Origin of the sequence: Vibrio zhugei, assembly GCF_003716875.1 — a bacterium.
Lineage (GTDB): Bacteria > Pseudomonadota > Gammaproteobacteria > Enterobacterales > Vibrionaceae > Vibrio > Vibrio zhugei.
Genome location: NZ_CP033077.1, coordinates 646,042 through 661,698, shown reverse-complemented (window position 1 = coordinate 661,698; position 15,657 = coordinate 646,042). Strand labels below are relative to the sequence as shown.

12 protein-coding genes are annotated in these 15,657 nt (G+C 48.6%); 1 reads left to right on the top strand and 11 read right to left on the bottom strand.

Annotation, left to right across the window (positions count from 1 at the left end; genetic code table 11):
- Positions 1-10: 10 nt before the first annotated feature.
- From EAE30_RS03115 to EAE30_RS03085, 7 genes are all read right to left on the bottom strand, one after another.
- Positions 11-1,336, bottom strand: a complete 1,326-nt coding sequence (locus tag EAE30_RS03115; RefSeq protein ID WP_123014618.1) for a lysine N(6)-hydroxylase/L-ornithine N(5)-oxygenase family protein — start codon at positions 1,334-1,336, stop codon at positions 11-13.
- Between the two features lie 40 nt (positions 1,337-1,376).
- Entirely contained in the window at positions 1,377-3,164 is a 1,788-nt protein-coding gene (locus tag EAE30_RS03110) for an IucA/IucC family protein (RefSeq protein ID WP_123014617.1), read from the bottom strand.
- Positions 3,161-4,075 carry a GNAT family N-acetyltransferase gene (locus EAE30_RS03105; RefSeq protein ID WP_123014616.1) on the bottom strand — a complete coding sequence of 305 codons (915 nt, stop codon included), beginning with the start codon at positions 4,073-4,075 and terminating at the stop codon, positions 3,161-3,163. Before EAE30_RS03105 ends, EAE30_RS03110 begins: the two co-directional genes overlap by 4 nt.
- Positions 4,068-5,870, bottom strand: coding sequence for an IucA/IucC family protein (locus EAE30_RS03100; protein WP_123014615.1), 1,803 nt, complete (start codon positions 5,868-5,870; stop codon positions 4,068-4,070). Before EAE30_RS03100 ends, EAE30_RS03105 begins: the two co-directional genes overlap by 8 nt.
- A 203-nt stretch (positions 5,871-6,073) precedes the next feature.
- Positions 6,074-8,035 carry a Fe(3+)-hydroxamate ABC transporter permease FhuB gene (gene fhuB, locus EAE30_RS03095; protein WP_241967641.1) on the bottom strand — a complete coding sequence of 654 codons (1,962 nt, stop codon included), beginning with the start codon at positions 8,033-8,035 and terminating at the stop codon, positions 6,074-6,076.
- A 22-nt stretch (positions 8,036-8,057) separates the two neighbouring features.
- The gene (locus EAE30_RS03090; protein ID WP_123014614.1) at positions 8,058-8,966 is read right to left on the bottom strand and encodes an iron-siderophore ABC transporter substrate-binding protein; all 909 of its coding nucleotides are present in this window, start codon (positions 8,964-8,966) and stop codon (positions 8,058-8,060) included.
- Between the two features lie 15 nt (positions 8,967-8,981).
- Positions 8,982-9,749: an ABC transporter ATP-binding protein gene (locus EAE30_RS03085; protein WP_123014613.1), complete on the bottom strand. Its 768-nt coding sequence runs from the start codon at positions 9,747-9,749 to the stop codon at positions 8,982-8,984.
- Positions 9,750-9,897: 148 nt separating this feature from the next.
- Between EAE30_RS03085 and EAE30_RS03080 the strand changes: the two genes are divergently transcribed.
- Positions 9,898-11,130, top strand: coding sequence for an MFS transporter (locus EAE30_RS03080; RefSeq protein WP_123014612.1), 1,233 nt, complete (start codon positions 9,898-9,900; stop codon positions 11,128-11,130).
- 70 nt (positions 11,131-11,200) lie between these two features.
- Here EAE30_RS03080 and EAE30_RS03075 read toward each other — a convergent pair whose 3' ends face one another.
- From EAE30_RS03075 to EAE30_RS03060, 4 genes are all read right to left on the bottom strand, one after another.
- Entirely contained in the window at positions 11,201-12,511 is a 1,311-nt protein-coding gene (locus EAE30_RS03075) for an ABC transporter substrate-binding protein (protein WP_123014611.1), read from the bottom strand.
- Between the two features lie 67 nt (positions 12,512-12,578).
- Positions 12,579-13,481: a carbohydrate ABC transporter permease gene (locus EAE30_RS03070; protein WP_123014610.1), complete on the bottom strand. Its 903-nt coding sequence runs from the start codon at positions 13,479-13,481 to the stop codon at positions 12,579-12,581.
- 6 nt (positions 13,482-13,487) lie between these two features.
- The gene (locus tag EAE30_RS03065) at positions 13,488-14,360 is read right to left on the bottom strand and encodes a carbohydrate ABC transporter permease (protein ID WP_123014609.1); all 873 of its coding nucleotides are present in this window, start codon (positions 14,358-14,360) and stop codon (positions 13,488-13,490) included.
- Positions 14,353-15,456, bottom strand: a complete 1,104-nt coding sequence (locus EAE30_RS03060; protein ID WP_123014608.1) for an ABC transporter ATP-binding protein — start codon at positions 15,454-15,456, stop codon at positions 14,353-14,355. Before EAE30_RS03060 ends, EAE30_RS03065 begins: the two co-directional genes overlap by 8 nt.
- Positions 15,457-15,657 lie beyond the last annotated feature (201 nt).

Below are 15,657 nucleotides of genomic sequence, written 5' to 3'. Positions count from 1 at the left end.
TTTTATCTGGTTACAGTGGCGAGCTCACCGGCTCCATTGCTGGCTGGTGGGTGAGCCATTCGATCATTCCTTGATGCGTTGATAGGTCGAATGCGTCGCGTGATACTAAGGCGTTAATGATTTTGGCACTGCGCCACGCCATTAAACTTAATTGAGGCTCGGCAATCCCATGAGAATGTAATCCGGCATTGACCGCAAAAATCTTATTGGTAGCTTGGCCTTCCCATTGCAATTCAAAGTTGCTGTCCATGGTGTAGCGATTATTCTCGTCCAAATCGAGGAGTGGCAAAATGTCACTTAAACAGGCCGGGGTCGGCGCTACAAATCCGGTCGCCAGAATCACAACATCGGCGGCATGGGTTTCTTGCTGTTGGCTAAGTGCATTGGTGACGGTCAGTTGATAGCCAGCGTCACTGCCAGTGCCTTGGCGCAGTTGGGTTAGAGTGCGATGAGGAAGTAATCGTATCCATTTTTCTTCTTTGAGCACGTCGAAACGATGATACAGAGCGCGATAAATCTCCAAGAGGGATTGTTGAGTAATTCCATCAGAGGTCAGTTTTTGCTGAGCGATTTCGTGACGCTTGACTTGTGCATCCAAGTGATAAAACGCTTCTACATAGTCAGGCGTGAAATATTCATTGGTGAACGCCGCCTCATCAAGGGGTTGATAGTTGGCTCGGCGGGACACCCAATCCAGTGACTTTGGTTGGCCCCATTGATTTTGTAAGGCGTTGAGAAAAATGTCCGCACCGCTTTGTCCACCGCCAATGATCATGACTCGCTTACCCGTAAAATCTTGATCTTTTAAGCCGATTTCTGACGCATGGAAAACGCGCTGGCTGATGTAGGGCTTAGCACAGTCTGGAATGAGCGGAACTTTGCCCACGCCTAAACAGAGATTTTTGGCGCGATATTGTCCTTGTTGAGTCTGTATGGCGAAGTGATCGCCGGTAAATTCAATATGCTCTATCTCTGAATTAAATTGAATGTTGGGCAGCTGATGGGCTGTCCACGCGAGATAATCGGAAAACTCTTGGCGACTAATGCAAGAGAGTTCCGCGGAGAGAAAGCGGTAGAATTTCTTGTTTTTGACCAAGTAAGACAGAAATGAATACGGGTTTTCTGGACGGACGGCACTCACCAGATCTTTCAAAAACATGGTTTGCATGTTGGCGGTGTCTAATAATAGGCCGGGGTGCCACACAAATGCCTCACGGCTTTCGAAAAATCGCGCACGGACGGTTGGCATCTCGGAGAGTAATGCGGCGACACTTAAATTGAATGGACCAGCGCCAACGCCTGCAAGGTCCAATTCAACATCAGTAGTTTGTTTCATGATAGCAATCCTTTTCGTTGTAAGAGCTTAAGTAACGTGGCTACGATACAGAAGTCGCTGAGGTCGTCGGTGTTTGGGCAACCACTAAGGGGTTATCGAGGTAATCATCCATACTAGGCAGCATTCTCGATGCACTGCGGTCGGTATAATGGCGGAACTTGGCTAAATTTAAGCCGAGACGCAAAATTCGCGGTGTCAATAAATTGAGCTTGGCAAAGCGCGCTTGGTTGTCTGGCATACTGTCCATGTAGTGCTGTAGGCATTGTGCGAGAAGGCGGTAGAAGTGCGGTTCATCCACACCAAGCTTGGCCACCAACGGTGAAATAAAGCGTAACGTCGTGACAAAATGGCCAGTCTGTAAATCATGAATGATGAGCTCTTCGGGCAAACGTACCGTGACGTCTTTGACACTTTGGGCTAAGGTCGCTTGCTCTGGATAATCGGCGTCAACGAGACGCATATCCCCTTGGAAATCCTTAAGCAGGATGCGTTTAGGAATGCTGTTTTCCAATATCAGCGTGACGTTTTGCCCGTGAGCAATCAGCGAGACACCATAACGACATAGTAAGTGATAATAGGGGATCACAACCGTGTCGAATAAACGCGTTAACCATTGCTCAATCGATAGGCCAGAGCGGCGAATGTATTCACCAATCAAGGCGTTTCCGTGGTTATCTTTTTCCATTAACGCGGCCATTAAGATGGCTTGCTCACCATCGGCAAGTTTCGATGCTGCCGATTCTCGCCAGATCACACCGAGCAGTTCATGGTAACGATACGGCGCGTCATTGAGCGCTTGGTAGTCGGCTTGGCCGACAAAGGCGGCGGCCGGTTCTTGCAACACTTCAGCCTGTTTGCTACGCAATAACGGATCGGTTTTGAAGACTGAGTCAATCCAATCTGACGCTGTGGGGCCGGCTAAAATATACCGTCCCGGGATCCCGCGATAGCATGATGTGTTCATGATGGTCAGCGGCAATTTAATGTCATAATGGTTAGGACGAGACAGATTACTCAGTGTTCGCAAAGACAATTGAGGTAAAAACCAATCCCCTAATTGGCCTAGATACACCAGTTGTTTGCATGCCAGCTCGCGGATAAAGAGCACGGATATTTTCTTATGCCATTGCCACGGATGCACTGGAATATAGCGATAATCGCTGACCGTTAATTCCAGTTGCCGCAGAGTGGCGTCCATTGTCTCTCGGTCGGCCGCGGTGACGGATTGATTGACGAGATCATCCCAACTGACTTCCGCATTGGTGGCTTGACGCAAGATGCTATGGTGCACCGCCACCCACATGAGTTGTAAGGGTTGTTCTGCTTCGGGGGCGTAACGCATGATGTCATCGCTGCCCCAGCCACGCCGACCTTTATTAAAGACAAATTTAGGATGCCCATCGAAATAGGTTTGCTGCTTTTCACACGGCATCGTCGCCCACTCACTGAGAGTGAGCTTGGCTTTGCGTGCCATGATATGGCAGTCGCTTAGCAAGGTGGCGTTGAGATCTTCTAGGTGCTCAGCAAAGATTTCATCACTCATGCCTAACAAGGGTTGTAAATCACGCATCAAGAGCGCCGCGGTGACTTCTGTGTTTTGTGCACTTTGGGTATCCCGTCTCAGCGAGTGAGGCTCTATCATGATCTGCCCCCAAATGTTGCGCTCTCCTTGAAACGAGTAATGGCTGCCATTGTCTAATTGCAGCGTATAGCCACGCTCATCATGCGCAAATTGAAACGCTTGTTCGTAAGCAAATTCGCTGAGTGTTTTGGCGACTAATTTTAAATTAGCGTCACTCCAGTAGGTGTGTAATGCGTGTGTGGTCATGACCATCTCTCCGTAAAGAAAGACTCGCGATTGAGCATCAGTAACGCGGAGCGCTTATGAGGGAAATTAAATTCAAATTGCTTGCGGTATCCCATTGGGATAATGCGATTGAATAGGCGTTGATTGTCTGCACGTGGTTCGAGCACTATGCGTTGTGTGCGAATGTCATCAATAAATAGATAGTGACTGATCGCGCGGATCCACGCATTAAAGTAGGTGGGACCACGAAAAGCGGACTCGCCGACCAGAAGGTGAATTCCACGATCAAAATCCTGCACATCAAAGTACGGACTGAGGCGATCTTCTGCGACCCAATAGGCTTCCACGTAACCAAACGGTTGTCCGTTGAACTCACCGATGAGAGGAAGAATGTGTGGATCGGCTAAACGTTCATTCAGGAAGGCTGCCAGCGCTTCTTCGCTCCACGCTTGTTCCCAGAACTCGGCCACTCGAGGATCGTTCATCCAGCGCGTAAAACGCGCTAAATCTTGTTCTAAGTTGATGGTACGAAAGCTCACTTCCGCGGCGGCCTCATTGTCGTAACGCTTATAGACATAACCTTGCGGCATTGGCGGACGCAAGGGGTGGTGGCGATACTGTGCATTGGATTGTATGCGCTGTAATGGATAGTTCGATGAGGGCGTATGCTGATGCCATACTAATGGCAATTGATAAAATGCCTGCCGAGAAAGTTGTCCATCCAACAAAGGCAATGTCTCTGCAAAAACCGCAGAGAGTGGCGTGTCTTGATGAGTGAGCGTGACCACTTGACGCTCTGGATCGCAAGTAAACAGCTGATCTAAGTCATGAATAATGCTGTGCCAGGTTTCTGGGGTCATCGGGTCATGACCCGGAACCTTGAAAGAGACCGATTGATCTGGATGGACAATCAGCGTCGTGAAATCAGACATGGGCAAGCTCCGGTTGATGGGCCATTGGATTGGGTAAGTCGAAGTAGATCACCGCAGGATCAGGAATCGAGTTTTCGTTGAAGTTTTGCAGATAGCAGAAAAAGTTTCCTTTACAGCACAGCACGTCATTGTCTAGCACATAGCGCAGACAGCGGTCGTCTTTGACACCGGATGCCAACAGCGTTTGCAGATGCTGACGTAATACGCTGACTAGCGTGGCTTCTTCGATGTTTAAATGCGCAGCCATGGATGAAATGACATTGAACGTCGAATTGATGATGAGGTAATAGGCGAAATAGCGACGGACTTTGTCTTGATTCCAGTAGTTCTCAAGTGCGTCTTTATCAGCACCGAGGGATTCGCCAAAGCATTGAAAAGCCAGATCGGTATACCCGGTCCCCTGACAGTCACGAAAGTACATTCCTACAGGACAGCCATTTTTCATCTGTAATACGATGTTTTGCTGGTGGGCGAGAAAAACGATGCCGAAGTTCGCTTGCAGGTTGAATAGCGGTACAACGGTATGGCGGCAATACTCTGAGAACCAAGTGATAGCCGCTTGATGTTCGTCTTTGGACGGCGTGGTGTGTTTGGCAAAGGCGCGCACCCGTTCCGCGACCAAAGAGGCGCCACCGTAAGGGTTTTGTTGGGTGAGTGTGGCCAATACCACGGCTTCTTGTTCCGGCACGTCGGCTAATAGGTTGTCACGAAACGCAACAAGCGTGGCATCAATGACCGCGCCATCTTCATCAAGTAACCCCATAAAAGCCGGTTCTTGCATTAACTGGAATCCTTGCCCTTGTCCCAGTTGGTCTGAGAGCGAGGTTTGTTGGAACAGATCGTTTAACCGAGTACCACGAATCACTTCTTTGAGAGAAAGGTGACGAATTGAATTGGTCAATTTGACACTCAACGAAAATTTCAACATGTACGGCAACGTGGGTGCATACAGCGAACGCGTTGACGATGTTGGATACCAAGTCGCGCCTTGCTCACTCAAATGAGTGATTTGGCCAGATTGCACATAACGCTCTACCGCAGGCAGCTTAGCAATGATCGCCCATTGCCACGGATGCACGGGCAATAGCGTTTTGTTATCTAATTCAGCTTGCTGGTGAATGGTGGTGAGTTTGGCATCATGCGCCACTAATTCCGCGATACGCGCTGAGAAAGATTTGCCAGCTGAGCTGCCAGAAAGAATCCGATCCGAGTCAACCAACAACCAGTGTAGGGCAAAGTGCCCACCAAACTCAGGGGAGTAGCGCTTGGCATCTTCAAGACTGAATTGTTCTCGGCTTTTCGGAGCAGGGTGGAAAGAGTGACCGATGAGCAGTCCTTGCTCAGCGGTTTGAAAGTTTAACGCATCATTAAACAGTGCTTCTTGGTAAGGGGAATACTGTATGGCTTGTTGCGTATTGTGTTGGCTTTCTAACACGCGAGCCATGAAAAGCGACTTTTGCTCTGTCGTCACTACGCCGACCAAAGCGGGTTCATTTAGGATCAGCTCGATCAATGCATGGCTCGATAGTGACTGTACACCGTGTTCATCCTGCAATAAAGCGGGCAGTTGGTAGTGGTGATTGCCTAATTGAGAGTAATAGTGCACAGGAATGTGAATGACACGCTCTTGGCTAAGCGGCAATTGATACATCAGGCGGTCGTGTTGCTCGATGAACTGAACCGCTGAGCTTTCTCGAGCGAGTGAATTAAGAAAGCAGGCAAGAGCTGGACTGTTTCGCAGGCTTAAATGCTCAGGTTCGATATGTCCATACAACGGATCTTGACGAGACGGCATTGTTATCCTCTTCTATGTGCTACAAATTGAAAACAAATAATAATCATTATCATTCAATATGCAACAAAAATATGCGCCGATTGTTACAATCATTGACCTATGACGAATTTTTCGTGCATCAAGTGTGGATTTGCAAAGGGGAATGTTTATGCGCTCTAGCGAGGTTAACCAACGCTAGAGCGCCACCTGTGATGTCTGTGGGCTTAACGACGCATTAAGTATAAGAAATAGGCGCCACCTAATAGGGACGCAAATAATCCCGCTGGGAACTGCCATGGAAACCATAACGTGCGGCCTAGCCAATCAGCGCTCACCAGTACAATGGCTCCAATCAAACTGGCTGTGATCATTTGGGGTAACGCTCGGTATTGATGCAGTGAGCGTGCCATATGGGGCGCCAATAAGCCGATAAAGCTCAATGGTCCGATAACAATCGTGCATAAGGTCGTGATGGTCGCGACCAATAAGAGAATCATCAGTCGAACCCAATTTATCGGCAGCCCGAGGCTTTGCGCGGTCACTTGCCCCAGACTGATTAGCTCGACCCAGCGATGCATACAGACCGTAATGATGGCGAGAACCGTCACCCCGAGCGCCAACAGAATGACATCATTATAGGTCACTAAATAGGTGGAACCGGAAAGCCAAGTTAATAGGGCCGTGGCGTTATCATTCCCCGAGCTCATGGCTATACGCAGTAAGGCATCTAACCCCGCACTGAGCGCAATCCCCGTCAGTAGGGTTTGGGTGGGCGCAAATTGATGTTTTTTACCCATCCAAGCAATGATGCCTGTGACACACAGTGCTCCCAGTGTTCCCCACAGCATTTGTTGTTCACGCGTCATGGCGATGCCAAACAGCGCTCCGATGACTAAGGCCAGCGCCGCACCTGAGCTGATACCAAGCACTTCTGGACTTGCCATCGGGTTATTGGTCATACGCTGAATCAATAGTCCCGCTAACGCCAAGCCGATGCCAGCAAAAATCGTCACGAGCACACGCGGTGCGCGCAGATCAAATAAGGTGGCTGTCCAATCAAAACTCCATCCAAACGGATCGCGTCCAACGGTCAGCGCAATCACGACGACCATCACCAGCACCGCAATAAGCAGGCTTGCCTGTTTGACCACATGGATATGGCGATAGTGTTGAACCGGAGCGGCGTGCATTTTCAAATCCGTTGCCAGAGGCAGGCGCTTGAGAAGCCAAAGGAGGCAAGGAGCGCCAATCAGCGCCGTCATCGCTCCCGTCGGTAGCAGTTCGCCACCGATACCGGAGAAAGGCTGCACGACCATGTCCACCAATAACAGCAGCCAACTTCCGAGGCAACCGCTGATAAGCAGTTGCCTGACGAATGTTCGTACGCCGAAAAGACGTGTGATCGCTGGTGCGACAATGCCCACAAAGCCAATCAATCCCACGTTACTGACGACGGCGGCGGTGATAAAAATGGCCAAGGACAAGCAAAGCAGTTTAATCGCACGAATGTTGACCCCCAAGGAGCGGGCGACTGAGTCACCAAAATTAAGCGCGGTCAGCGGGCGTTGTAGCAGCAGCAATAACACGGTTGGGATCAAGACGAGCGGCACGAGTTGTTGCGCGGTAGACCAATCATTTTGGTTGAGTACGCCCGATCCCCAGACAAAAATACTGGAAAGGCGTTGCTCATTCAGCATCAATAAAATGGTATTGAGTGAGCCTAAAAACAGGCTGACGACCATACCGGATAGAATCATATGCAGCGGGGCAAAGCCTCTTGAGGCACTGAGCAGAAAAACCAGCCCCGTCGCCAGTACTCCGCCGATAAAGGCGGAGAGAAAATCTGGCATCAGCCATTGTGTGGGGAGCCATAAAATGGCAAGCACCTTGCCGAGTTCCGCTCCAGCGGCGACCCCTAAGGTCGTGGGCGAGGCAATGGGGTTACGTAATACAAACTGTAAAACACATCCGGCAACCGCAAGAGCAAATCCGCACAGTAGTGCGACGGACAAACGTGGTAAGTAAGTATAGTAGGTGATGAGCTGGCGATAATTGTCGACATCGTAATGAAAAAGGGTATCCCACAGCAGCGCTATTCCCTTGCCGTAAGGCGTCGTGAAGTCCAGTAAACTGAGGGTGATGGCGACCGCGATCACCATCGCTATGCCTGCGTACGTTGGTCGCATCTGACTCGGCCAACCAAATGATTTAGTTTGCATGGTGTGCGATTAACTCTTGAGTAATTTGATCACTAAAACGTTGAGCGGCAATTAATCCGCCGAAGGTCCAAATGGGCGGGAGCGGATACAGAGCCTGTTGACGATAAAAGGCCATGGCCTGCCACAGTGGCGATTGATTCAGTTGGCGTTCAATCGCTGGGGATTGTGGACCAAAAATCATCAGCTTAGCCTCTTGATGTTCTGCCAATTTTTCGATGCCAACGGTGCTGAACCCCCAAAAGTTGGTGCTCTCTTGCCACGCATTATGTAGGCCCATTTTGGCAATGGTCGCTTGTGCCAATGAGCCTTGACCATGAATGCGCAATGTTTTGTCACTGATAAAGCGGACAAACAATAACTCAGGGTTAATCTTATGCTCGTGGAGTTTCTCACCGTTGACTTTAAAATGGTGATTGGTTTGTTGAATCACCCTCTCTGCTTGCGCTTGCTTATCCAATAATCGTCCCAGTGAGCGGGTCACTTGTTGTGCGGCCAGCAAAGGATGTTTGTCTTTGTTATAGATGCTGTAGACGAGAACGGGCGCAATTTTATTGAGGCGTAAATAGGCCGAGGCCATGTCTTGGCTGATTAAGATGACATCTGGCTTGAGGCGCGTGAGTAATTCTAAATTGGGCTCTTGACGTGATCCGACATCAATCGTTGTTGAAGCCAGTTGTGGTTTGACGACCCATTGTCGATAACCACGCGAATCGGCGATCCCTTGCAGTGGAACGCCCAAGCTCAATACCGTTTCAGCCAATGACCAATCCAGTGCGACGACTTTTTTGGGCGTGGTGGCAAAGTGCTGGTTGCCTAATTTGTGTTGGATATCGATGGCGCCAGCACTGGCTGAGACTATTAAAGAGCAGATAATAAGAAATCGATGTGCGATACACATGTTGGGTTCCTTGCGCTAGGGAAGATAACTGATAGGGTGACCGGTCTTGGGATGTGGGAACAGCGCTAAGTCAATTCCGTAAATGGAGCGCAGGGTTTCGGGCGTCATTAACTCGCCCGGAGTACCGGAGGCGATAACACGACCTGAATGTAAGGCAATCAAACGATCGCTAAACTTGGCGGCCATATTGATGTCATGAAGCACCATGATCACCGTCAAGCCTAGCGAGTGATTCAACTCACGAATCAAGGCCAGTAGCTCGTGTTGATGGGCAACATCCAATGCCGAGGTAGGTTCGTCAAGTAATAGGCATTGGCTTTGCTGTGCAAGCAGCATAGCAATCCATGCGCGCTGACGTTCCCCGCCAGATAAGGTCGCCACAAAGCGATCGGCGAAAACGTCTAAGCCGACTTTCGTTAGCGCCTCTTCAACAATACGATGATCGTCATCTCGATAGCGGCCTAACGCTCCTTTCCAAGGGTAACGACCGAAATACACCAATTCACGTACCGTAATGCCATCGGTCACTGGTGGATGTTGAGGAAGATAGGCGACTTGATGGGCAAAGTCGATGGCAGAAAACTCCGACACGGCTTGTTGGTTGATGAGCACATGCCCTGAGTTGGCGCTGGTTTGACGACTGAGTAATTTCATCAATGTCGATTTACCACAACCGTTGTGTCCTAATAACGTGGTGACTTTTTGTGGTTCAAACGTCAGGTTAGTGGGGGCGAGAATGCGTTTCCCATCGATGTCGAAAGTTGCATCAACCAATTGAAACATAGATAGATAATCCGTTATTAATACGACAATGAAACGCTAATATTATCATAGTGGATTACAAATGATAATGATTTGCATAATTAATTGTGATTTATAAAGCAGTGTGTTACTTATTGTCCCCATGGTTTGTTATGAGGGTATCGTTCGCATGTCTGATTGTTCTACTGCACCGCCACGTGCTGCTGATTCTAAATCGTTAGTGGTCATTAGCCTGACCGCGGCCCTCATGGGAATTGGGCAAAACGGCTTGTTGGTGTCTTTGCCTTTTTTGGTAGCACAATCTGCGTTCAGTTTATCGACGTGGTCGATTTTAATTGCGATTGGCAGCTTTTTATTTCTGCCGTCTGCGCCCTTTTGGGGGCGAGTGAGTGATCGCCATGGCCCGAAGAATGTCGTGTTGCAGGCGTTATTGGGTATGGCGGTGAGTTTCGCCTTATTGTATACCTGTGCGGTTCTCAGTCAGGATGCGTCCATTTATGAAGTCTTATGCTTAATCGGTTTAATTGTGGCGCGGGTCCTATACGGATGCACGGTCTCTGGCATGGTGCCAGCTAGCCAGCATTGGGCGATTGTATTATGTGGACAAGAACGCCGCTTACATGCCATCACTGCGGTGAGTATTGGGTTAAGTGTCGGTCGTTTAGTGGGACCGCTCCTCGCCATCCTGCTGCTGAAAATATCTCCTTTTGCCCCTTTGATGAGCATGATCATTTTGCCGCTGGTGGCGCTCGTGGCAGCGTATTGCTTACCGGCCCCCGCAGTCGATAGGGTGGCTGAGCACAGTAAGCCGAAATTGCCATGGTTACCTCATAAATCCTTGTGGCCGTTTCTTCTCAGTGGTTTGTTGTTGTGCAGTAGTATTGCCTTATTGCAATACAGTTTTTCGCCGTTAATTACGTCGATCAGCCATTGGTCGATAGAGCGAGTCAGTGATGCGATTGGGGTATTATTAACCATTAGTGCTGCTTGCACGTTTGTTACTCAAGTCGCGGTGATTAAACGCAATTCGCTGACGCCATTTTCGATGTATCGGATTGGTGGTGTTGGGTTAGTGCTGGGCTTTGTGCTGTTTTTGATTCCAGTATTGGGATGGATAGCGTTTGCCATGGCGGTCGTGGCTTGCAGCGCTGCGCTTTTGGTGCCCGCTTATACTTCAGCGGCAACCCAGCTTCATGCTGATGCGCCGGGCGCGGTCGCAGGGTATATTTCCATGGCGCATACATTGGGGTATGGAGTGGCGTCGTTACTGGCGTTTACCGCAAGTTACTCACCTCGTTACCCAGTGTATTTTTGCTTGGTGTTTGCGTGTATTGTCGCTATTACCGCCTACAGTGTGCGTTCCCGCGTGGCTTATCGGCGTGGTGTGGAAGAGGGCGCTTAAGGCGTTCAGATACACCGTAATAAAAAAGCCATACCGAGGTATGGCTTTTCGACGTTTTATGAGATACCCATTATAAATTGGCGAGCATGTCGTTCACACGGTATTGCGCCGATTTTAAGGCGGCATCAATCGGTTTTTCTCCGGTGATCGCCGCGGCCAGCTCTTCTCCAATGATGCTCTGCACAGTAAATTGGCGCTGAACACCGTTTGGTAATCCGTGACCCGTATGGGTGACCGACAGAATTTCTTTACGGTGTGGCAAATCCAAGAATTCTGGTTTTTTCAGCACAGCGCTGATGCTGGGTAGGTGACCGGTTCGCGCCCATTGATAATCGTGGTTGATAAAGAACTTGAAGAATCGACCGATGGCTTTTTGTTGATCGTCAGTATGCGGCTTATTGGGAACAACCCAGGCATGACCGTCGACATAATTGGCTTTAGCTTTATGATACAGGTAGGGGTACGGTTCGGCGTCATAAGCATTGTATAACGGGCTTTTGGGGTTATGGGATTGCTTGTCGTAGGCGCCAATTAGCCAGTTGCCATTTAACGAAATCCCCCCTTCACCTTGCCCAAACGCTGCGACACTGGCTGGATAATCCATGTGCTTGGTGGTTAAGTTTTCATCATAGATTTGTTTAAACAAGCGTACGATGTTTTTGGCCTCAGGTGTGACTAACTGCACCTTTTTAGGATTGGCAAAGAAATCGCTGTCTTGCTGGAACATATAGGTATAAAAAAGACGCACATAGGACGCGGTTTCATTGCTGAGAATTTGAATTAAATACGGTTTACCTGTCGCTTTTTTGAATTGCCGAGCTTGCTCAAGCAATTCTTCGGGCGAGTTCGGGAGAATGGGTTTCCCGTCTTTCATTAGTCCCGCTTGTTTCATTAATTTTGTATTAATGTGAAACAGCATGGTCCAAGTGTCTAACGGAACACCGTAAAACTGTCCGTCGCGTTTGACTCCTTGGGTCGCCGTTGGCGTGAAGATACTCTCTTTGATGTGTTGGTTATTGAGATACGTATCGACTGGCACAATCAGATGGCGAGACTGGTAATCGGAGATCACCGAGTCATGCATGGTGACAATATCGGGTGGGGTACGAGATGCCATTTGCGCGGTTAATTGGTCGTATCCCGGCCATTCGACGGTCGATACTTTTAAATCGATATCTGGGTTTTCTTTTTGAAACTTATTGAGCAGAGTGGTCATTATGCCACATTCGCCAGTGGCGTTAGCCACGTCGGTCGATTGACCGTATTCTGCTTCACATGTGCCGAAAAAACGCTGCAAATGGAGTTCTGTTTTGGCTTGAGCTGCCCCGGCCGCCATGACGCAGCTCAATGCGAGTGCGACGGTTTTTATCCTCGTTTTCATTCTATCCACCTTCTATTTATTGTGTTTTATTGAACGGTATTTCTCGCTGTAGGGTGAGAAAGCTGGGTTATTGTTTGACCGCACCTCCCGCCACCGCAGTGACAATATGGCGCTGGAAGAAGATATACACCAAGATGATCGGAATCGCAGAGAAGATGGCTTGCGAGCTTAAGTAGCCTAAACCGTCGGTTTGGGCAAAGTTGGACTGAGAGGAGGCGATCCCTACAGTGATGGTGTACATCGATTTATTGGTCGCCGAAATCATTGGCCAGAAGTAATCATTCCAAGAGGTTAGAAACGTTAATATGGCCAGTGTGGCTTGGGCTGGGATGGTTAAAGGCAATAACACTTTAAAGAAGATTTTGAATTTGGATGCGTTATCCATGATCGCCGCTTCATCAATTTCTTTGGGGATGGCTTTAAAGAACTGCGTCATTAAAAACACCCCAAATGGGGCAGACAGCCCGGGCAAAATGAGCCCGACATACGTATTGTGCAGGTGTAGCAAACTGAAGATTTGATGGCGAGCGATGATGACGGCTTGTTCTGGTACGGCCAGCCCCATGAGCACGATGATGAAGAGGGCATTTTTCATAGGAAAGTCGAGCCGAGCAAATGCGTAGCCTGCCAATGAAGATAAAACCAGAACGCCAACCGTCATACCGATGGACACAATAAAGCTATTAATCAGCCATTGAAACACTTGTGAGTTATGCAGAATATTGACGTAGTTTTGCAGCGTATATGGGAAATGAAAAACGGCATCGGAACCTAACATGAGTTCCTGATTGTCTTTAAAACTGAGGCCGAGCATCCATAAGAACGGGGCGACCATGACGAGCGAAAAGACAATGGTGACAATCAGCCATGGATTGAGGGCTTTTTGATTGCCGGGCCTGAACGTGTCTTGAATGCGATGGCTGCGATGTTTTGCGAGCGGATTTTTAGTTGATAATTTAGCGGTGGTCATGATGGGTTACCTCTTTTTGCGACTGAAGGCAAATTGGCCAAGTGCTGCAATTAGGATGATCATAAACAACACCTGAGATGCGGCGGCAGCCATACCGATATCCCAGCGCCGGAAGCCAGCATCGTAGATGAACATGACAATCGAGCGTGAGGTGTTATTGGGACCACCATTGGTCATTAATAATGCTTGCCCGAAAAGTTGAAATTGCATGATGATCTGAATAATCAGCACTAATACGATGGTTCGAACAATCGAGGGAAAGGTTATGCACTTGAAGGTGATCCATTTCGTCGCATTATCCAATTGAGCCGCTTCATACAATTCTTTTGGGATTTGCTGAAGGGCCGCGGTAAATAGAATCATTGGTAAACCGAGACACCACCAAATGGTGGCAATGGCAATGGAGCCTAAGGCCCAATCGGGACTCGATAAAAACGGGATGGGCGTCATATCCAGAGCTTTGAATATCATCGACATAAAGCCATCATTAGGAATAAAAATGATCCGCCAAATCAAAGTGACGACGGTTACCGAGAGGATGGTCGAGGCAAAGAAAATGCCGCGAAGGATGTTGGCGGTGCGAGTTTGACGGTTGAGAACCAGCGCCAAAAGTAACCCAATGACGATGAGTGCCGGAACGGTCAGCACAACAAAATAGAAGGTGTTGCCGACGGTTTGTAAAAAGATATCGTTATGAAATAAGCGATCGTAATTTTTGAGTCCCACGTAGCGACCGGGGCTAAACAGATCCACTTTTTTGAAGCTAAGATCAATGCCCCAGACGAGGGGAATCACAATCATGCCGATGAACACGCACATATAAGGGGCAATAAAGAGCAGGTTACCCCAACGTTCTTTGGTTGAACGAGCTTCAATCATGACGTCCTCCTTGATAGGCGTTTTCCGCCGCATCAAACAGGTGTATGTTTTCAACGTCGACGCAAATCGCAACCCGCTGATGGTTTTCGATGTCTTGCTTGCTGGAGGTCTCGACAATGATGGTATGCTGATTGTCGAGTAAGACATGAGCTAATGTTCGATCGCCTAAACGTTCAATAAATTGAACCTCACCGTGTGCATGAGCGCTCGATGGGTCGTCAGTGAGATACACATCCTCAGCGCGAATCCCCATTTCAAACGGCCCTTGCTCGGGAAGACGTGTGGATTTTATTGTGGTGTGAATCGGTGTGACCTGATCGATATGTGCGGTGACATGAGTGTCATTACGTTCTAGCTTATCAATAGGCAGGATATTCATGGCTGGTGAGCCGACGAAGCGAGCGACAAACTTGCTGGCGGGATAACGGTAGATGTCAATCGGAGAGCCAATTTGTTCAATGTGGCTTTGGTTTAAAATCACGATGCGGTCGGCCAAAGTCATGGCTTCAATTTGATCGTGAGTGACATAAATCATGGTGGAATTAACCCGATGATGTAACTGAGCCAATTCGATACGCGTACGGCTGCGTAGGGCGGCATCCAAATTCGATAAGGGTTCATCAAACAAAAAGGCGCGAGGCTGACGCACGATGGCTCGGCCAATTGCCACACGCTGCCGTTGGCCACCGGATAAGTCCGCAGGTTTGCGATCGAGTAGATGTTCGATTTCTAAAATACGCGCTGCATCGGCGACGCGCTTTTCAATCTCAGCGGGTGGCGTACCGATATTTTTGAGGCCAAACACCATGTTGCCTTCTACCGTCATATGGGGATAGAGCGCGTAGTTTTGAAAAACCATGGAAATGCCACGCTCCCCTGGGGCTTGCGTGTCCAGTCTCTGGCCATCCATCCAAATTTCGCCGTCCGAGAGACTCTCAAGACCAGCAATCATACGCAGCAAGGTTGATTTTCCACAGCCTGACGGCCCCAAAAATACGACGAATTCATTATTCTTTATGCTAAACGAAATATCATTGAGAACGGCGGTATTGCCAAATTCTTTGGTGAGATGTTTAATCTCGATAGAAGACGCCATGGATTATTCCTTATTATTATCTTTGTAGGTTATATACGATAAGTTATCTATTTGTTACGAGGGATTATCATATTACTCCTACCATTCCTCGGCGTAGCGATTTAACGCAGAAAAGTATACGCCTCACAAAAAGAGGTGAATAAGTGTTCATAATTATGTGTTTAATCACATCTCGGTAGGCTGACTTTCTCTAAGAGAAAA